General features: G+C 40.6%; 15 protein-coding genes. 5 read left to right on the top strand and 10 right to left on the bottom strand.

Going from position 1 to position 18,938, the window contains the following annotated elements; translation table 11 throughout:
* The first annotated feature begins 147 nt into the window (after positions 1-147).
* On the top strand, positions 148-1,392 hold the full coding sequence (locus tag F824_RS0107565) for an ABC transporter permease (RefSeq protein WP_019597268.1): 1,245 nt from the start codon (positions 148-150) through the stop codon (positions 1,390-1,392).
* Positions 1,393-1,404: 12 nt separating this feature from the next.
* A complete protein-coding gene (locus tag F824_RS0107560; protein ID WP_019597267.1) occupies positions 1,405-3,096 on the top strand; it encodes a GMC oxidoreductase in 1,692 nt (563 codons plus the stop codon).
* A 442-nt stretch (positions 3,097-3,538) separates the two neighbouring features.
* Here the strand turns inward: F824_RS0107560 and mtaB are convergent, their stop codons facing one another.
* The gene (gene mtaB / locus F824_RS0107550) at positions 3,539-4,858 is read right to left on the bottom strand and encodes a tRNA (N(6)-L-threonylcarbamoyladenosine(37)-C(2))-methylthiotransferase MtaB (protein WP_026333559.1); all 1,320 of its coding nucleotides are present in this window, start codon (positions 4,856-4,858) and stop codon (positions 3,539-3,541) included.
* A gap of 233 nt (positions 4,859-5,091) precedes the next feature.
* Here mtaB and F824_RS0107545 point away from each other — a divergent pair, with 233 nt between their 5' ends.
* Together F824_RS0107545 and F824_RS0107535 are read left to right on the top strand one after the other, a co-directional pair.
* Positions 5,092-7,254: a glutamine synthetase III family protein gene (locus F824_RS0107545; protein ID WP_026333558.1), complete on the top strand. Its 2,163-nt coding sequence runs from the start codon at positions 5,092-5,094 to the stop codon at positions 7,252-7,254.
* 319 nt (positions 7,255-7,573) lie between these two features.
* A complete protein-coding gene (locus F824_RS0107535) occupies positions 7,574-8,611 on the top strand; it encodes a LacI family DNA-binding transcriptional regulator (protein ID WP_019597262.1) in 1,038 nt (345 codons plus the stop codon).
* A 285-nt stretch (positions 8,612-8,896) separates the two neighbouring features.
* Here the strand turns inward: F824_RS0107535 and F824_RS0107530 are convergent, their stop codons facing one another.
* Positions 8,897-10,135 carry an ROK family protein gene (locus F824_RS0107530; RefSeq protein ID WP_019597261.1) on the bottom strand — a complete coding sequence of 413 codons (1,239 nt, stop codon included), beginning with the start codon at positions 10,133-10,135 and terminating at the stop codon, positions 8,897-8,899.
* A 254-nt stretch (positions 10,136-10,389) separates the two neighbouring features.
* Between F824_RS0107530 and F824_RS0107520 the strand changes: the two genes are divergently transcribed.
* Entirely contained in the window at positions 10,390-10,914 is a 525-nt protein-coding gene (locus tag F824_RS0107520; protein ID WP_019597259.1) for a cupin domain-containing protein, read from the top strand.
* Between the two features lie 36 nt (positions 10,915-10,950).
* Here F824_RS0107520 and F824_RS25645 read toward each other — a convergent pair whose 3' ends face one another.
* The 8 genes from F824_RS25645 to F824_RS0107480 all read right to left on the bottom strand — a co-directional run bounded on the left by F824_RS25645 (position 10,951) and on the right by F824_RS0107480 (position 18,923).
* Positions 10,951-12,375: a DUF6600 domain-containing protein gene (locus tag F824_RS25645; RefSeq protein WP_031327036.1), complete on the bottom strand. Its 1,425-nt coding sequence runs from the start codon at positions 12,373-12,375 to the stop codon at positions 10,951-10,953.
* 351 nt (positions 12,376-12,726) lie between these two features.
* A complete protein-coding gene (locus F824_RS27450) occupies positions 12,727-12,900 on the bottom strand; it encodes a Lacal_2735 family protein (RefSeq protein WP_019597257.1) in 174 nt (57 codons plus the stop codon).
* Positions 12,901-12,944: 44 nt separating this feature from the next.
* On the bottom strand, positions 12,945-14,534 hold the full coding sequence (locus F824_RS0107505) for a toxin-antitoxin system YwqK family antitoxin (RefSeq protein ID WP_019597256.1): 1,590 nt from the start codon (positions 14,532-14,534) through the stop codon (positions 12,945-12,947).
* A gap of 84 nt (positions 14,535-14,618) precedes the next feature.
* The gene (locus tag F824_RS0107500; protein ID WP_019597255.1) at positions 14,619-15,182 is read right to left on the bottom strand and encodes a hypothetical protein; all 564 of its coding nucleotides are present in this window, start codon (positions 15,180-15,182) and stop codon (positions 14,619-14,621) included.
* Between the two features lie 10 nt (positions 15,183-15,192).
* Entirely contained in the window at positions 15,193-16,191 is a 999-nt protein-coding gene (locus tag F824_RS0107495) for a 3-oxoacyl-ACP synthase III family protein (protein ID WP_019597254.1), read from the bottom strand.
* Positions 16,192-16,340: 149 nt separating this feature from the next.
* Complete coding sequence (locus F824_RS0107490; protein ID WP_019597253.1) at positions 16,341-17,240, bottom strand: MBL fold metallo-hydrolase; 900 nt, start codon at positions 17,238-17,240, stop codon at positions 16,341-16,343.
* Positions 17,240-17,938 carry an SOS response-associated peptidase gene (locus F824_RS0107485; RefSeq protein ID WP_019597252.1) on the bottom strand — a complete coding sequence of 233 codons (699 nt, stop codon included), beginning with the start codon at positions 17,936-17,938 and terminating at the stop codon, positions 17,240-17,242. Before F824_RS0107485 ends, F824_RS0107490 begins: the two co-directional genes overlap by 1 nt.
* A 25-nt stretch (positions 17,939-17,963) precedes the next feature.
* A complete protein-coding gene (locus F824_RS0107480; RefSeq protein ID WP_019597251.1) occupies positions 17,964-18,923 on the bottom strand; it encodes a YheT family hydrolase in 960 nt (319 codons plus the stop codon).
* Positions 18,924-18,938 lie beyond the last annotated feature (15 nt).

Below are 18,938 nucleotides of genomic sequence, written 5' to 3'. Positions count from 1 at the left end.
GTAGCGGGTTTACAGCGCATTCTTTTGATTTTTGAATGTGTAGCCAAAAATAAAGGGAGGATATGGTCCAATATTTAAGGATTATCCCTAATATTATACTTAGTTATGGGTTGTAAAGCCTTATTTTTGTTCTAATATGAACGTTTTATGAATTTGCTCGAAAATATTAAGGAGGCTTTGAGATCCGTTAAAGCCAATTTGCTAAGGACTATTTTGACCGGTTTGATCATTGCAATAGGCATCACCTCGCTGGTTGGCATGTTGACTGCCATTGATGGCATAAAGGCGCAGATAGAAGAGAGTTTTTCAGGATTGGGGGCCAATAATTTCGATATACGGTCCAAGGGGTTTTCTGGAGGAAGAGCTGTTCAGGAGGGGAAGGTGGAAAAATCCTATCCATTGGTTAAATATAAGGAGGCACAGGTTTTTAAGTCTAGTTTTAACAGCATCGGCGCGTCCACCATTTTTTCAACGGTATCTGGTGCAGCCGAAATCAAAAGAGGTTCCAAAAAAACAAATCCAAATACCCGAGTTACCGGAGCAGATGACTTGTATTTTCAGATTAAAGGGATAAAGATAGAAACCGGAAGAAATTTCAGTATGACAGAAGTTCAATATGGGAACAATGTCTGTATCGTCGGCGTGGAATTGATAGACACCCTTTTTGACAAAGAAGAGAATCCACTAAATCAACAGATTTCATTTTTTGGAAGGAAATACACAATCGTTGGTATCCTTGAGAAACAGGGTGGGGTAGGTTCTGGGCCTGGAGCGGACAGAGCGATCTTTATTCCCATTGAAAATGCAAGTAGGTTGGATAGCCGAGGGACTTTCAGATACAGCATTACCGCAAGTGGATCAGATCCAACAAAATTGGATTATGAGATGGGACAGGCTACTGGAATCATGAGAAATATCAGACAGGATAGGATAGGGCAGGAGGACTCTTTCGAGATCGCCAAAAGCCGATCCGTTTCTGAGAGTTTGGAGGAGGTCGCAGGCTACCTTAGGATAGGTGGGTTTTCCATTGGATTCATCACCTTATTGGGAGCCTCCATCGGTTTGATGAATATCATGATGGTGTCCGTGACAGAAAGGACTCGGGAAATCGGTATCAGAAAGGCTCTGGGGGCAACTCCATTGAGGATAAGGCAGCAATTTTTGATTGAGGCAATCGTGATTTGTATTCTTGGCGGGATTTTAGGAGTGATTTTGGGAATAGGAATAGGCAATATCGTCGCCAATATTATCGGGCCGGGTGGTTTCTTGATACCTTGGTTTTGGATTTTGGTTGCCTTTGTGATTTGTATTGTCGTGGGACTTGGATCTGGCTATTTTCCTGCATACAAAGCCAGTAGGCTTGATCCTATTGAATCGCTAAGATATGAGTAAAAATTAATAAGGATGGAGAATATCCGCTTTGATGCCATTGTAATAGGTTCTGGGATTAGTGGTGGATGGGCCGCCAAAGAACTCTGTGAAAAAGGGCTGAAAACCTTGGTTTTGGAGAGGGGGCCGGAAGTTAGGCACCTCAAAGATTATCCAACGATGAATGCAGCTCCTTGGGAAATGCCCCACAGAAATAGCATTCCCCTGAAGGATAGAATGGAAAATCCGGTCGTCAACAAATGCTACGCATACAAAGAGGACACACAACATTTTTTCGTGAAGGACAAAGAACATCCCTATTTACAGGACAAACCCTTTGACTGGGTCAGGGGATATCAAGTTGGGGGTAAATCCTTAATCTGGGCTAGGCAAACCCAGAGATGGAGCAAATTTGATTTTGAAGGCCCGGCCCGAGACGGGTATGCAGTCGATTGGCCGATTAGGTATGCCGATCTTGCGCCATGGTACAGTCACGTAGAGCGATTTGTCGGGATCAGTGGGAATTATGATGGACTGGAAACGCTTCCCGACGGTGAATTTTTACCGGCTTGGGAAATGAATTGTGTCGAAAAGGAAATCCAAAAAGGCATTACGGAAAATTTTTCAGATCGAGATGTAATCATCGGTCGTTGCGCACATTTGACGGCTCCAAAAAAAATACATTTGGATCAAGGAAGAGGACGATGCATGGCTAGAAATCAATGTTATCGTGGTTGTCCATTTGGAGCATATTTTAGCTCAAATGCATCCACCTTGCCTGCTGCCGAGAAGACTGGAAACCTTACCCTTAGGACTGACGCGGTGGTGCATTCCCTGATTTATGATGATGATAAGGAGAAAGTCAAAGGAGTAAGGGTTGTTGATAGACTTTCTAAGGAAACTTATGAATATTTTGCCCCTATTGTGTTTTTGAACGCCGGTGCTCTGAATACGAATTTGATTCTTATGAATTCAACCTCCAAAAGATTTCCCAATGGTTTGGGAAATGATCATGATCTCTTGGGGAAATATATAGCCTTTCACAATTATAGAGGGTCAATCACCGCCCGAATGCCAGGTTTTGAGGACCGCTATGATTTCGGAAGAAGACCCACAGCAGTCATGATGCCTAATTTCAGAAATGTAGAGAAACAAGAAACAGATTTTCTACGGGGATACATGACTTTTTATACGGCTGGACGTGCAGGTTGGGGAAATAGTCCCAATGCACCTTTTGGAGCAGCATTCAAAGAAGCCAATGCTATCCCAGGCAATTGGGGTGTATATATGATGATGCAAGGGGAAACGATACCCAAAGCATCCAACCAAGTCACTTTAAGTCCAGATAAACTGGATGAATGGGGGATTCCATTGTTAAAAATCGATGTCAGCTATGATGATAATGATGAGAAAATCCTCCAGGACTTTTTTGAGCAGGGCGAAGTGATGTTGTCCAAAGCGGGTTGTATAGAGATCAGAAGAAAAGACAGCAAGCAAGCTCCTGGCTTGGATATCCATGAAATGGGAGGTGTACGCATGGGGAAAGACTTGCGTACCTCCATGCTCAATGGACAAAACCAACTTCATTTGGCACCAAACGTCTTCGTGACGGATGGGGCCTGCATGACCTCAACAGGAACCCAAAATCCTTCCCTTACCTATATGGCATTGACCGCAAGGGCTGTTGATTATGCCACAAAGCAATTCTATAAGGGAGAGTTTAAATGAATTTGCATTTTTATTCTTTTCTCCAGTTGCCTTGAAATCCTTAAATCATCTTTTTGTCTAAAAATTGCAATTGAACAAGGGGGATGTTTTTAGTGAAGCTTCCCTGTCTTGATTTTTGGCTGTGGGGCTCTTTTTGCCATCAAACCAAATAGATGCTGACAAAGTGAATGGCGTTGGGATCAAAAGATGGGGATCTGCTTTAACCCGAAGCATGCATTGGTTTTCCTGTTAAGTATTGAAACTGGAAGAAAATCAGACTATTTGAAGAATAAGGTATCGTACGGATATGGCGAAGTCAAAAACTGATTTTTAAGCAATCACAGGATGGAGTTGAATTGGCCTGCTTGACATGGGTTAAAGGGTCCTATTTGATTTTTTTGCTTGTTTTTCTCAATCTAATTCTCCCATAAGGATGTAAGGAATGACCGATTAGGAATTAAGGTTAATGGCTTTGATATTCCGTTTCGGGTTCGACTGCATCCACAGCACCGCTTGGATTGATTTCCCATAATGTCACCAACTTCAGTTCATTGATCAATATTGGATCATATTTGGCAGCAATACGGATATAGTTTTCTGTGAATCCATGCATTTTGCCGTTCTCAATATCCTCTTCAAAAAGGACAGTATAAGTTTGGCCCAGATTTTCATCATAAAACTTCCGCTTCTTTTTCTCGGACAGAATTCTGAGCATTTTAGATCTTTCGTTCCGCTTTTTGATGGGAACGATCCCTTCCATATCGACAGCACGGGTATTGGCCCGCTCCGAATAGGTAAAAACATGGAGATAGGAAATATCCAATTCATTCAGGAAGTTATAGGTTTCTAAGAAAAGTTCATCCGTTTCACCCGGAAACCCAACGATTACATCCACCCCAATACAGCAATGAGGCATCAATGTTTTGATCTTATTAACCCTATCCACATAGAGTTCCCGAAGATATCTCCTACCCATTTTTCTCAGGATTTCATTGCTTCCTGACTGAAGGGGGATGTGGAAATGGGGGACAAATCGCTTGGATTGTGCGACAAATTTGATGATTTCGTTGGTGAGCAGGTTGGGTTCGATGGAAGAAATCCGAAATCGGTTAATTCCCTCGATTTCATCCAATGCTCTTACCAGATCCTCAAAATTCTCTTTTCTTCGACCATCGTGAATACCAAAATCCCCGATATTCACTCCCGTAAGGACAATTTCTTTTACATCCGTCAAGGCAATTTCCCTCGCAGTTTCAAGGATATTTGAAATAGTATCGCTTCTGCTTTTTCCTCTGGCAAGGGGAATTGTGCAAAAAGCACAACCATAATTACAACCATCCTGGACTTTAAGGAATGTCCTGGTTCGGTCATTGATCGAAAAAGCATTGTTAAATGTGGTGGCTTCCTGGATTTCTGAAGTCAAAACTTTGGTTTCCTGCTCCTTTGCAAATCCATCCAACAATTCGATCAGCCGAAATTTTTCGGCCGCGCCCAGTACAGCATCCACACCAGGAATTTGGGCAATTTCTTGGGGCTTGAGTTGTGCATAGCAACCAATAATGGCCACATAACCATTTGGTGAGATTTTTTTTGCCTCTTTGACGATCTTTTTACACTTCTTATCGGCATTTTCAGTCACCGAGCAGGTGTTGATGATAAAAATATCAGGGTTTTGATCAAAATCTACTTTTAAATACCCCTTTTGCTCAAACATCCTGCTGATCGAGGAAGTCTCAGAGTAATTCAATTTACATCCCAATGTATAAAACGCTACCTTTTTCAACTCAATTCCTTTTTTATGAAGGTCACAAAGTTAATTATTCTCCTGTATTTTTCAATTTTCTATTTTAGGCTCAAATTGATCGGTTTTTTAGCTGTCTTTATTAAAAATGACGCCTATTTATTAGAATTAATGTAAATATTTTGAAAAAATGCCTTTAAAAAGAGTCTTTATCTTGTAAATTAATAATAATTCCTATTTTTGTGGGTATTAAATCAAACCACATATTGTAGAAAATGGCAACTTTAAGACAAACAGCATTAATGATGGCACAAAACAGGCAACGCGTTCCAGTTGTCCCGCCATCCAACAAAATCTCTGATTATTATGGTACCAATGTATTCGGTATCAAGCAAATGAAAGAATCTTTGGCACCATCCGTTTTCAAAAAGGTTGTTGAGGCCATCGATAAGGGAAGCAAAATAGATTCAAGTACTGCTGAGGAAATTGGTTCAGCTGTGAAAACATGGGCACTTTCCAAAGGAGTAACACATTATACGCACTGGTTTCAGCCTTTGACAGGTTCCACTGCTGAGAAACATGATTCATTCTTTGATGCTCAGGCTGGAATTGAGAAATTCAAAGGATCTGCTTTGGTCCAACAAGAGCCTGATGCCTCTTCATTCCCGAATGGTGGGATTAGATCCACATTTGAAGCAAGAGGTTATACTGCTTGGGATCCATCTTCCCCAATATTTATTTTCGATAAGACACTTTGTATTCCTACGATATTTGTAGCCTACACTGGCGAAGCTTTGGATTACAAAACGCCATTGTTGAAATCAATGGAAGCCATCAATGATGCTGCTGTTGAAATTTGTCAATTATTTGACAGAAATGTCAGGAAAATCACTCCTTCATTGGGTGTTGAGCAGGAATACTTTGTGATAGACAAAGCACTCTATGCGACAAGACCTGATTTGGTGATGTCCGGAAGAAGTGTTTTTGGACACAATCCTGCAAGAGGACAACAATTGGATGACCATTATTTTGGATCAATTCCAACGAGGGTGAAGGATTTCATGATGGAATTTGAAATCGAGGCGCTTAAATTGGGTATCCCGGTTTCCACAAGACACAATGAAGTAGCTCCAGGGCAGTTTGAAGTTGCGCCATTGTTTGAAGAAATCAATATCGCGACGGACCACAATCAATTGCTGATGGATCTGATGGATAAGGCCGCTGAAAAGCACAACCTGAAAGTCTTATTCCATGAAAAACCCTTTGCCGGAGTCAATGGTAGCGGGAAACACAACAACTGGTCTTTGATCACGGATACCGGGGTCAATCTTTTCCAGCCGAGCAATTCTGCTAGAGAAAATCTTCAATTTCTTACTTTTCTGATCGCTACCGTAAAGGCAGTTTATGACTATGCCGATCTTCTAAGAGCAAGTATTGCCTCAGCAGGCAATGACTTTAGATTGGGCGCCAATGAAGCACCTCCTGCGATCATTTCTGTATTCCTTGGTTCTACGCTTAGTGGAATTTTGGATGAATTGGAGAAAAATGGGAATATCAAAATCGAGAAAGGTGACAATATGTACATGAAACTGGGAATCAGCAAAATCCCGGAAATCATATTGGACAACACAGATAGAAACAGGACTTCTCCTTTTGCCTTTACCGGGAATAAGTTTGAATTCAGGGCTGTAGGATCTCAAGCGAATGTGGCTGGACCGATGACCGTGTTGAACGTAATCGTGGCAGAAACCTTGAAAAATCTTTCCAAGGATATCGAGAAGGAGATGAATGGTGGTAAAGAGAAGAAATTGGCGATTGTCAATGTCTTGAGAAAATACATCAAAGAAAGCAAAAAAGTAAGATTCGAAGGAGATGGTTACTCTGAAGAATGGGAGAAGGAAGCAGAAAAAAGAGGACTTTCCAACTTGAAAAGCACTCCTTTTGCACTGGATACCTATCTTGATAAAAAATCAGCTGAGGTTTTCATTAAGCACAATGTGCTTTCCAGCATAGAGTTGCACGCAAGACATGAAATCATGTTGGAAAATTATATCAAAAAGGTACAGATCGAATCCAGGGTAATGGGAGATCTTTCCTTGAACCATATCATTCCTACGGCCATTTTGTATCAAAATAAATTGATCAAAAATGCAAATGGTTTACAAGGTTTGGGATTGGACAATACTGCTGCCATAGATACCATAAAGGAAATCAGCCGTCATTTAGAATCGGTTAAATCCAATGTCATCGGCATGACTGAAGCTAGAAAGCAATTGAATAAGGAGGAGAATCTTACCAAGCGCGCAAAAGGTTATAGCGTAGAGGTGAAAGATATGTACTTTGAAAAAATCAGGTATGCTGTCGATAAACTTGAGCTTTTGGTGGATGATGAATCCTGGCCACTTGTCAAATATCGCGAGATGTTATTCATCAAATAAATTGAAAGGGCCACCGATTCGGTGGCCCTTTTTTTCGACAATTATTTTCGAGGTGCTTCCATTCTTTTGGAATCCCAAAAAAATATTTGTTTTAAAACGTGTGAAGTTTATGAAAACAAGTATTTTTATGAACGCACATTTCAGAAGGATTTCAAATTAAATTCAATCCTGAAAGGATTCTTTTTTTGAATCTATACCTTAGGATGAGGTTTGGGGTTTGAAAATTGGCTATGTTGGATTAAAAACCATCAAACAGCTTGTTTGATGGTTTTTAATTTTATCAGTTCAGTGAAAATAAATTTGGGTAACATTACAGAGAATGGCCAAGAAAAAAATCTCCATTAAGGATATCGCCAAGGAATTGGGGGTTTCCATTACCACAGTTTCCTTTGTCATCAATGGTAAAGCCAAAGAAAAAAGGATTAGCGATGTACTTACCCTAAAAGTTGAGGAATACATCAAGGAAGTAAATTACAAGCCAAGTCATTTGGCCCAAAGCCTGAGATCGGGAAAATCTAAGGTCATTGTATTTATGGTGGAGGATATATCCAATTATTTTTTTTCAACCATAGCCAAATTGATTGAGGAAAAAGCTTATGTAAACGGGTATAAAATCATCTATTGCAGCACCGAAAATAAGCCGGAGAAAGCGAAAGAAATGATTGAAACCTTCAAAAATAGAAATGTGGATGGCTTTATCATTACACCCACTCCCGATTTGGAAGTAACCATTCAGGAGTTGTTGGACGAAGATTTTCCAGTCGTGTTGTTTGACCGATGGCTTCCAGCGGTAGACTGCAACTATGTAATTATTGAAAATGAAAAAAGTGCAGCGGATGCCACTGCATATTTGATCAAAACAGGCTGTAAGTATGTCGGTTTCGTGACGCTTGACTCCGATCAAAATCAAATGCAGGATAGGTTGAAAGGATATGTGAAAACCATGCTTGAAAACGGATTTCAAACCAACATCTTAAAAATGTCCTATGAAGGAGCAATTTCTGAGAGGGAAAGCATTGAGGTCATCCAGAAATTTATCCAAACTTCCCCCAAATTGGATTCGATTTTATTTGCGACAAATTTTTTGGCGCTTAAGGGATTGGCAGCCCTTAAGCAGTTAAATTCACAAATCCCAAGTGATATCTCCATAGTCACCTTTGATGACCACTTTTTCTTCAACCTTTACCAACCAAAAATCACTGCGATAGAACAACCACTGGAACTGATTGCGGAAAAGTTGATGGAAGGGATTCTTCTCCAGTTGAAAAATGACAATGATGAAGCACACACCATGAAAGTGGTCTTGCCTACAAAATTTCATATTCGGGAATCAACGATGAAGATTGAGAAAGATTGAGTGTAAAGGTCTTGATAAGAGAATCAAGATAAATTTTTTTCAAAGGATTGATAATTGTAGGCCTTCACAATGGAACAGATGCCATCGATTCATAACGTAAGGCGCATGTATTGTCGACTCTCTAAGTCTGAACGAGACATGCCTAATTCCATCTTAAAACATTGGCGAAGAGCCCTTGTGTCCTTGATCCAACTTGGGAAATGATTCCGGATACAGCCAGTTTTGTATATAGAAACCACCACATTCATTTTTTCAAACGAAGATGTCTGATGATTTTATTTTTTTTTATTGAAGAATGTCATCAAATATTTTTTCATTCACCACAGCCACTCCCCCAAGTAAACCGACCTCTTTTCCCAGTTTGTAAAGGGAGAGCTGTGTATTCTCACGGGATTTTGCCATACTGTAGATATTGAGGGCTTGTTGAATGGGTGTAATGAGATATTGCTTTGCTTCTGCAACTGAACCGCCAATGATGATCAATTCAGGATTGAGCAGTTGGATCAAAATGGATATGCCTCTTCCCAAGTTCAATCCAACTTCAGACAAAATCGTTATTGCCCTCTGATCTCCTGCAAGTGCGGCTTCCACCACCAAAATCGGTTCGATTTCTCCCTGATTTTCTTTTGCCATTCTCCCTAAAATGGATTCAACATCACTCTCAATCGCCTCTTTTGCCATTCGGACAATCGCTGTGCCGGAGGCAACGGACTCAAGACAACCTTTTTTTCCGCAAACGCAGGAAATCTCTCTGGATTCAAAAATGGGGGAGTGGCTGAATTCACCGGCAAATCCAGAAGCTCCCTGGTATATTTTGCCATCGATGATGATTCCCAAACCGATGCCCCATCCAATAAAAATACCCAATACATTTTTGAAATTGTCGTTATGGCCAAATTTGAATTCGGCCAAGGTCATCGCCCTCGCGTCATTTTCCAAAAACACTTTTCTTCCCAACCTGGATTCAAAACTGTCCACCAGACTTTTTTTACCAAATTTCAGATAAGTATGGTTGACGCCGTGGATGGAATCAATCAAGCCGGGCATGGAAATCCCCACGGCGATTACTTTTTCTTCGGGAAGTTGGGAGCTGGCCAAATGCTGTTGGATAAAATCACATATTTTTTCGAAAGTCTCCTTTTCGTTGTTCAATGTGATTTTCATTGTTTTCGCATCCGTAATGGCCTTATTTGAACTGTCATAAATGGCCGTTCGGATCCTGAATTTGCTGATGTCTACAGAAAGGACATAAAAAGAATCTTCTGCCAACCTATACAGATCGGGTTTTCGCCCCCCCTGAGATTCTGCCCTGCCTTGTTTAATGACCTCGCCAGAAGTCATTAAATCTGCCAAGAGTGAGTTGACTGTCGGAAGGCTAATGCCTACTTCATTGCATATTTCACCCGCGGTATTGCTTCCTTTTGAATAAAGGTTTTTGATAAGTTTGATTTTATTGATGTAGTTTTTGGTTTCTACAACACCTTCTTTTTGATCTAAGGATTTTTTCGGGTCAATAAGATTCATACACAAAATTTAATTTTTCAATTACGTGATTTTTTCAAAAAATTCAAAAGGGCTTCATCAAAAAAATAAAAAATGTTAGGAGAAGGTGCTTAAAAATTCAGCCTTAAAAGCATTTGAGAGAGGGTGTTTCTAAAAAGAATCTCCGAAATTCCCCAAATCCATTTTGTTTTGGCAAGGATCGCTTTTTTGGAGGATGTTTATGGAAAAAATATATATTTTTGGAGAAGATTCTAAGGTGTATCAAATACAATATTATGATTGAAAATCAACAGTTGGCTTCTTTTGGTTCAAAAGAAGAATTATTTGACTTTATAAGAGTACTTCTCCAAGAAAAAGGTTTTGAGATCATCCGTGAGGATATGGAAAGGCCATGGGGTGGATTTTTCGCAATCAAGGAAGATCAAATCCTCGCATTCAAGGAAATGTTTTTTGCAGAATTGGATTTGGATGATGCCCAACTCAAACAAAAATTAAGTCCCAAAATATTAATCGTGGGTCCTCACAAAAGACTTTCTTGGCAATACCATCACAGAAGGTCTGAAATCTGGAAGTTGGTGGCAGGAGAAGGAGGAATCGTCAGAAGTGACACAGACCAAGTGGGTTTGGAAAATGATTTGGAAATCGGAGTGCTGATTCGTTTGGCGCAAGGTGAAAGGCACCGTCTTGTAGGGAAAAATTCATGGGGCATCGTTGCAGAAATATGGATGCATACCGATCCAAGCAATCCCTCCAACGAGGAGGATATTGTTCGCGTTGAAGATGACTTTTCAAGAAAGTAAGAGGAAATTAAAAGAGGAGGCAATTTGCCTCCTCTTTTAATTTCCTCCTCTGGATCGATTGGTACTGGTGGTCCTGCTTCCAGTGGTGACTGTCTCGCCCCTTGTGTTGTTGGTAGGGGCAGAAACCCTAGTGTTTGACCTTGTGGGTTGGCTGGCTTGAGTAGAGTTCCTGCTTGAAGAGTTTCCGCTTGTCACTGTGCCGTTATTTCTATTTTGTGTCTGTGGAGCTGTGCTGACCCTTTGATTGCTTCTTGTTTCTCCTTGGACCACTCCAGAGTTTCTTGGCGTTTGTTGGGCTGGCGCAGTTCTGCTTTCTCGCACCGGTGCAGCTTGAGTCCTCACTGCAGGAGTGGATATCCTTTCTTGAGTGGGTTTGCTACTTTGCGCCGCCGATTCTCGAGTCCCGTTGGTCCTTGTAGGGGCTATTGTTCCTTGATTTACCCCTCCCTGACTAGAAACGGCACTTGGCTTTCTATTGGTGTCGATATTCCCTGATTCACTTCGGGTATTCCTGTTTGTAGGAATATTTTGCTGATTACTCGCGGCAGTGTTTGAGGGAATACTTCTCGTCCTTTCTGGTGCTAAAGCGCCATTCGCATTTGCTGTATTGGCTTGGTTTCTAGAAGGCGTTGCTACTGGGTTGTTTATGGAAGTCCCCATAGATTTGGATCTGTACTCTTCGGCCGTAAATGCTCTAGATGGTTTTGGCTGTGCAGCAGTTACGCTTCGTGAATTATTTACTTCAGGTCTGTACATCGCCACGGAATTATTGCTAACTGTGGTTCTTCCAGCTCTTTCGCTGTTTCTAACTTCGTATACAGGTACAGATTGCTTTGTTACTTTTTCGACTTCTCTCCTGCTTGGTCCAGTCACGTAAGTGGTGTTGTTGTACACATAGGTGTTGTTGATAATGGTAGTACGGTTGTAAATATTCACAACCTGATAACTTGGAACATGGTACCTGTGGAAGTTTCTATGTCTGAATCTTCTTTGGGGAACAAAAACCCAGTGGTTTCTGTGAAAATTGATAGAAACATTTATTCCAATTCCTGGGGCCAAAGGTGACCAACCATAATACCCACCTCCTGTTCTCCAATTCACCCAAGCTGGTCCCCACTCATAGCCAGGAACCCAGGCCCATCCGTAGAAATCATCCATGAGCCATCTTCCGTAGTGAAACGGTGCCCATCCCCAAGAATAATCGGAAACCCAAGTGTTGCCATAATTGGTCATTGTCCAATATCCATTGGTGGAGTAGGGGTGGAAATTTCGATCCACATTGGGTATCCAAACATATCCGTATGTTTGATCCATTACCCAATCGCCATAAGGACTTAACTCATTATAGAATATTTGAAAATTTACACCGTATGGTTGGGAAGCTTCAGCATTGTTATATTTAGCCATCCCAATTGTGAGCATTAGGAGAAGCCCGAAATTGAGGATTGTCGTCTTTTTCATAATAGTTTTGGTTAAGTATATTAGTTGGTTTTACGGGGGGATTAAAATAAAAGTTTTGATTATTATTGAATTGAAGAATTAAAATAATAAGAAAATCGATTTAGCAAAATATTAATCTTTTTTAGCTTTCAAATAATACCGATTTTATTTGATTTTCGATTAGAATAAGGCAAAAAAAAGCCCTGAGTTTCTGTCTCAAGGCTTTAAATGGTTCAATGATATGGTTTCGGTCGATTATCTGTCGCCCAAAGAATTAATTTTGAATTTCAAAAGCATTACTTGCCCCCAACTTCCTAAATGAAATTTTAGAATTCAAATGAAGTCAATGAAAAGGTTGCGGTCTTTCACCCACTACCCTTTGGCTTTCAAGGCATCAATTTTCTTTGCGATTTCCTCTGCCTCGGCCATCAATTTATCCGATGCGGTCCTGTCACGTTGCGATTCAAGGTGCGCTTTTCCAAGAATTGTTTTATAGGATTCTTGAAGCTTTTCTAATTCTGATTTTTTCTTAAATAGTCCGAACATGTCTTTTTCTTTTTAAAACCCTAAAAGTCCAGCAGTGTTTAATTTTAATCAAATGGATTGAACTTGATAAGTGGTTCTAGCTCCTTTTCCGGAACCACCTCATCTTCTTCGAAGGTGATGATCTGTTCCAGTCTTCCACTGGTATTGAAATACTTCCAAAGGCCTTCTTTCTTACCGTCAATCATACTTCCCTCTGAAGCCTTCCGTCCATTTTCATGGTAATAGATCCAAGTCCCATCTGCTTTTCCGGATTTGTATTGTCCTTCTGATTCTTTTTTTCCAGTGATATAATAGGTGATCCTTGTTCCATTCCCATCTTTTAAAGTTCCTTTGTCGAGAATTTGACTTCCATCATAACTGTAATAATCACCGACATTCAATAGTCTACCATTGCTCCAAGTTTCCTCCTGAGTCAATTGTTTATTATCATAAAACAAGCCCCAGATACCATTTTCAAATCCCAGGAAATAACTCCCAACCGATTTTAATTGGCCGCCATCATAGTAATAAAACCATTGTCCGTTTTCTGAACCTAAAATGTACTCCCCTTCTGCAACCAGAATGTTTATTTTGTTGAAATATTTCCAAAGGTCTGTTTTCAAGTCATTTTTGTATTCTCCGATGGAAAAAAGCGTTCCGTCCGGAAAGTAATTCTTCCATAAGCCAACTTTCATCCCATTTTCATATTTACCCGTTACTGATATATTTCCATTGGAATGGTGTTCGATGTATTCTCCAACAGGCATGCCCAGGGCATAAGTTTTTCTTTTTGCCAAATTTTGGTTGGGAAAAAACTCTTCCCATGTTCCTACAGGAACGCCATTTTCATATTTTTCAACCCTTGCCAGTCTTTTGTTTTCGTAGTAAAACTTCCATTCTCCCGAACTGTTACCATTGGCATCATAGGATTTTTCCGACTCGACTATTCTTGTCCCCGGAAAATAGGTGATCCACTTGCCTGTTTTTCTGCCCTTTGTGTATTCTCCTTGTTCACCCAACATGTTTTCAAAGGAGTAGCGTTTAAATGGTCCATTTGGAAAATTGTTTTGATACATTACCTCTACTATCAGCTGGCCATTTACGTTGTATTCCATGTATGGACCTTCCAAAATGCCATTCTTGTAGTTCTCCACTATCGCCAATTGGCCGCTATTATAATAGGTGATCCATCTCCCATCTTTTTTCCCATTGACAAAATCGCCTTCCTTCTTTATTTGTTTGGGATTAAAAAAATCAGGGTTTTCTGCGCGGCCGTAGTATTCCCTGTAAGGACCAACAGGGATACTGTCTTTGAAAATCAATTCCAGTTTTAATGCCCCCGTCACATCATATTCCATGAACGCCCCATTGAGCTTATTGCCTTTGTATTCAGCTTCTACATGCTTATTTTTGTTGGGGTGGTACTTGATGGATTTCCCCTCTCTCAGGCCATTTTGAAAAAACATGGTTTGAATGAGTTGGTTTGTTTTCGGGTTTTCAAATCTCCAAAATCCCTCCATCAATCCATTTTGCATTACCCCAGTTCCCATGAAAGTAGAGTCTGTATTATAGATTGTGACAATTTTGTTTACTTCCTGTCCAAATGAAAGGCTTGATAGTATAACAAAGACAAAAATTCCAAAAATTGATTTCATAAGGTTTTCGTTCAATTCCAGCTCTTAAATACGGAATCCTTAAAGGACAGTTCTAAATTAGGTTAAATTGATTAAATTAGGAAGTCATCCAGAATGATAATCCAATATGGATTCTACTTCTCTCGTCAATATGAAAAGTGTTTTTTGACTACATTTCTCAATTGTTATGAATTTGAAAAGCTGCACATGGTTGAATTCGGAAAGATGAATGGCAACATCGAATACCTGTTCAGGGTCAGGACTTAAGATCAATTGGCTGTAATCCCAAGGACTTGAAGTTTTGCTCAAATGAAATTCGGTTGAGATGCGTTCTATCGTTTTTTGAAAGCGGATGGCTGTTGTCGGAGCATAATGGAGGAAAATCATCATGCCATGTCCAAACCAATTCAATAAACGGATGTTGAAGCCAGTTTGGGGATGAAAATCCCGCAAAATATCCAGAACCTGATAGGGGCATTGAGAAAGCTGATTTCCTTTGCTTATTTTCATCCCTTTCGAATAGGGATGGATAGATTTCAACCGATCAAGGGAAATGAGATTGGCCAGTTCAGAAAATATATTTAAGAAATTTTCTGTCTGAAGGTTGATTTCTTCAAAAACATCTCTGTTTTTCCATAAGTCCAGGTTGATTTCTCTTCGATCGGGCATCCTTCGGGGTTTACCAGTACAACAAGGCTGAAGCCCATGTGAATCCACTTCCAAAGGCTGCTAAGCATACCAAATCCCCTTCTTTCAGTCTGCCTTGTTCCCAGGCCTCGCTTAGGGCTATTGGGATGGTTGCTGCGGTTGTATTCCCCAGTTTCATGATATTGTTGAACACTTTTTCGTCGGGCAACTCAAGTTTTTGCTGAATGTAATTGCTTATTCTCAGGTTGGCTTGATGCGTGACCAGAAGGTCAATTTCCGATTTATTCTTATGATTGGTTTGAAGTGCTTCTTCTATCACTTCCTGGAATCTCACTACTGCATGTTTGAAGACCACGTTTCCGTTCATGAACATCTTGAAACTTGGGTTTTCCACGATTTCTGGCGAAAGCCTGACATCTCGGCTGCTTCCTGGATCTTTCAGGTAAAGTTCTTCGGCAAAATCTCCATCTGCATGCAGATGTGTGGACAATATTCCCGGCTCATCTGACCCGACGGCCTGTAATACCACAGCACCCGCACCATCGGCAAAAATGACTGTGCTGGACCTTCCCGCATCACTTTTGTCCAATGCCGAGGACTGAATCTCCGCGCCAACGACCAAGATGTTTTTGTACATTCCCGTCTTAATGAATTGATCTGCAACTGAAAGTGCATAAATGAATCCTGAACATGCATTTCGGATGTCAAGGGCAGGTTTGCCCTGCATACCCAATTCCCTCTGGAGCAATACGCCGTTTCCAGGCACAAAATAATCCGGTGTGATGGTGGCAAATACGATGAAATCAATATCCTTTGCTGTCAATCCAGCACGGTCCAAAGCCATTTTTGAAGCGTTGACAGACATTGAGGTCACGGTGTCAATTCCAGGAGTAAACCACCTTCTTTCTTCTATTCCGGTTCTTTCCACGATCCATTCATTATTGGTGTCAATGATGGTGGAAAGGTATTCGTTGGTGATGATTTGCTCGGGAACATAATGTCCTGCTCCTGTTATTCTGGATCTTTTCATTTGCTGGATGCGTTATTTTGGGTGTTTATTCAAATCAATTTCAGGTGATAAAGAGGACAAATATCCCAATTCGTATCTGGATAACAAATTAAACGCCTCAAGGGACTGAAAAAAGACAATTTTAAGCTTATTTATTTTAACGGCGAGTTTTAAATCCTCCCCTGGCTTTTCAATTTCCAATACCGCATCAATCCTGCGACTGACATCCAGCTTGGATTTGCGTATTCGTATACTTGTATGGTTTTGGCATCCACACCTTTTGCCTCCAATTCACTTTTGGTATATTTCATGAATTCCGGGATGATTTCTTCTTGTGGAATTCCCTTTTCAAAATAAGGTTTCATCCATCCTGACCAGGTGTCCAAAATATCGTCAAGTGCCTCTAAGTGCTCTTCGGGGTTTTCTACGATTCCATAATGGGTCAAAAAAAGCCTCATCGGTTGGTTCTTCAGAATGAATTGGATCGAGTGTTTCCAGTTTTCAATGTGGATATCCGGCGGGGGGCAAGGAGGGACTACCGGGCCATTGTTGATTTTAACCCCAGCTACATCACCCGTGAAAATATCCCCATCCAATTTCCAAGCGATATGATGGACCGCATGTCCGGGTGTATGAAGTGCTTTCAAAGAAACATCTCCAACTTGGATAATCTCCAAATGATCAACAGGCACGAGTAAAGCTTCTGGAATGGGCTCCATTTTCCCCCACAGCCGATCCATATCTTTTCCATAAATGCGTGCAGCGGATTCCCAAAGTTTTTCAGGAGATGCCAAATGTGGCAATCCCAAGGGATGGAGGTGGATTTTTGCTCCCAATTTTGAGAATTGCCAAGCAGCACCTGCATGGTCGAAATGAATATGGGTTAAAAATACATTCTTGATGTCCTGAAGTTGAAACCCCAGTTGTTCAATTCCTTTTTGGAGCTGTGGAAAAGTGCTTTCCGGACCCGTTTCTATCAATATTGGTCCATCACTGGTTTCTATCAAAAAGGAAGCAATGGCTTCTTGGGTTTCCAAAAAGCAAAGGTCAATAATGTGGGTTTTTGCCATTATCCAAACAGGGTATAGTTTCCAAATTGATCCATAGGAGACGTTTTTCGCAAGATTTGTGGGCTGTCATTTCCCACATGGTTGACCAAAGGCGAGACTGTGTAGGACATCATTCCATCTGCTGGGTAGATTTTTAGGATATCCAAAAGAGTGTCTTCAGAGGAATATTTATCCAGCCATTTTTTCTCATCCTCCTTTTTGATAATGACAGGCATTCGGTCATGGACATCAGCCACCAGTCCATTAGGACTGGTGGTGAGAATCAAAAAGGTATGTTGGATAATTCCATTTTCATTTTCGTATTCTTCCCATAACCCAGCAAATGAAAATAGGCTTTCATCGGCCAGCGTAAATCTGTAGGGAACCCTTATTTTTTTCCCAACTTTTTTCCATTCAAAAAAACCATCTGCGGGAACGAGGCACCTTCTTTTTTCAAAGGAAGATTTGAAGGAGATTTTTTCTGTTATGGTTTCGGCCCTTGCGTTGATGAATTTTTGGGAGACAGGTTTGTTCTTCGAAAATTCAGGGGTTATTCCCCAGTAAAAATGGGAAAACCCCCTTGGACTATCTGAAGTGATTACAGGGACAAGTTGGGTGGGTGCTATATTGTACCTTGGATCAAAAGCTTCCAGCATTTCCGCTTGGTATCTTTCTTCCAATTCCAATTTACTTTTGCTGAGTGAATATCTGCCGCACATGTGGTTGTAAATAATAAAGTTTAAATTACTGATCTCCAGTGATAAATTCAAATGCCCTTTGTTCCGACCAATAAATATCCTGTTGTTTTCTTTGGATGAATCCCACATGTCCGCCATATTTCGGGAATTCCATCCATACATTTTCCAGATTTCTTCCCAGTTTGACAGGAAAGCATCTAGGACTCAAAAACGGATCGTTTTGGGCATTCAGGATGAGTGATGGAAGTTTGATGCCTTCCAAGAAATAAAGTGATGAATTTTGTTCATAATAATCATGGGCGTCATCAAACCCATGAATGGGGCCAGTAAAGAAATCATCAAAATCCCTCAAGGTTTTTATTTTTCTTAGCGTACCTGTGGAGATTTCTTTTGGGAATAATTGCGCTTTCTTAATTACTTTTTCTTTTAAGGTTTTGAGAAAGCGGTTTGCGTACATGAAATTTTCCCGGGAGGATATTTTTTCGCAGGAACTTTCCAAATGGACTGGTGCGGAAATGGCAACACCCTTTCTCAATTTAGGAGACCGTTTTCTTTCTTCCCCTAAATATTTTAAAGTGAGATTGCCCCCGAGGCTAAATCCCACCAAAAAAATCTCATCATAATTTTTTTCTGCATGTTCGATCACCGTATCCAAGTCATAAGTGGCTCCAGAGTGGTAAAAAATAGGTTTAAGATTAATTTCTTCTCCACAACCTCTGAAATTCCAATTCAAGACATCGAATCCTTTTGTGAAAAATTGTCTAGCCATCCCCATCATATAAGGTCTCTGGCTATTTCCTTCCAATCCATGGCTGATGATGACGAGTTTTTGTGAGTTGTTCTTGAGCCAATCCAGATCCAAAAAATCTCCATCAGGAGTGTTAATGCGCTCTCTTTCAAAAGCTAAGGGTTGGATGTTTCTGAACAATCCCGGCACGATGGTTTGCAAATGACCGTTGAAAAGCCATTTGGGATTTTCGTATTCGGTCTTGTTGATCAATGGCATTTTAAAACAAACTGT

Origin of the sequence: Rhodonellum psychrophilum GCM71 = DSM 17998, assembly GCF_000381545.1 — a bacterium.
GTDB lineage: Bacteria > Bacteroidota > Bacteroidia > Cytophagales > Cyclobacteriaceae > Rhodonellum > Rhodonellum psychrophilum.
The sequence above is the reverse complement of the archived record's forward strand: the minus strand, read 5'-3'. Positions and strand labels throughout refer to the sequence as shown.

What these genes read in the sequence shown, in the direction of transcription:
- F824_RS0107495 (WP_019597254.1), bottom strand. Translation starts at nt 16,191, where the DNA reads ATGAAAAGATCCAGAATAACAGGAGCAGGACATTATGTTCCCGAGCAA.
- F824_RS0107545 (WP_026333558.1), top strand. Translation starts at nt 5,092, where the DNA reads ATGGCAACTTTAAGACAAACAGCATTAATGATGGCACAAAACAGGCAA.
- F824_RS0107520 (WP_019597259.1), top strand. Translation starts at nt 10,390, where the DNA reads ATGATTGAAAATCAACAGTTGGCTTCTTTTGGTTCAAAAGAAGAATTA.
- F824_RS0107535 (WP_019597262.1), top strand. Translation starts at nt 7,574, where the DNA reads ATGGCCAAGAAAAAAATCTCCATTAAGGATATCGCCAAGGAATTGGGG.
- F824_RS0107560 (WP_019597267.1), top strand. Translation starts at nt 1,405, where the DNA reads ATGGAGAATATCCGCTTTGATGCCATTGTAATAGGTTCTGGGATTAGT.
- F824_RS0107480 (WP_019597251.1), bottom strand. Translation starts at nt 18,923, where the DNA reads ATGCCATTGATCAACAAGACCGAATACGAAAATCCCAAATGGCTTTTC.
- F824_RS0107505 (WP_019597256.1), bottom strand. Translation starts at nt 14,534, where the DNA reads ATGAAATCAATTTTTGGAATTTTTGTCTTTGTTATACTATCAAGCCTT.
- F824_RS0107490 (WP_019597253.1), bottom strand. Translation starts at nt 17,240, where the DNA reads ATGGCAAAAACCCACATTATTGACCTTTGCTTTTTGGAAACCCAAGAA.
- F824_RS27450 (WP_019597257.1), bottom strand. Translation starts at nt 12,900, where the DNA reads ATGTTCGGACTATTTAAGAAAAAATCAGAATTAGAAAAGCTTCAAGAA.
- F824_RS0107530 (WP_019597261.1), bottom strand. Translation starts at nt 10,135, where the DNA reads ATGAATCTTATTGACCCGAAAAAATCCTTAGATCAAAAAGAAGGTGTT.
- F824_RS0107565 (WP_019597268.1), top strand. Translation starts at nt 148, where the DNA reads ATGAATTTGCTCGAAAATATTAAGGAGGCTTTGAGATCCGTTAAAGCC.
- F824_RS0107485 (WP_019597252.1), bottom strand. Translation starts at nt 17,938, where the DNA reads ATGTGCGGCAGATATTCACTCAGCAAAAGTAAATTGGAATTGGAAGAA.
- F824_RS0107500 (WP_019597255.1), bottom strand. Translation starts at nt 15,182, where the DNA reads ATGCCCGATCGAAGAGAAATCAACCTGGACTTATGGAAAAACAGAGAT.
- F824_RS25645 (WP_031327036.1), bottom strand. Translation starts at nt 12,375, where the DNA reads ATGAAAAAGACGACAATCCTCAATTTCGGGCTTCTCCTAATGCTCACA.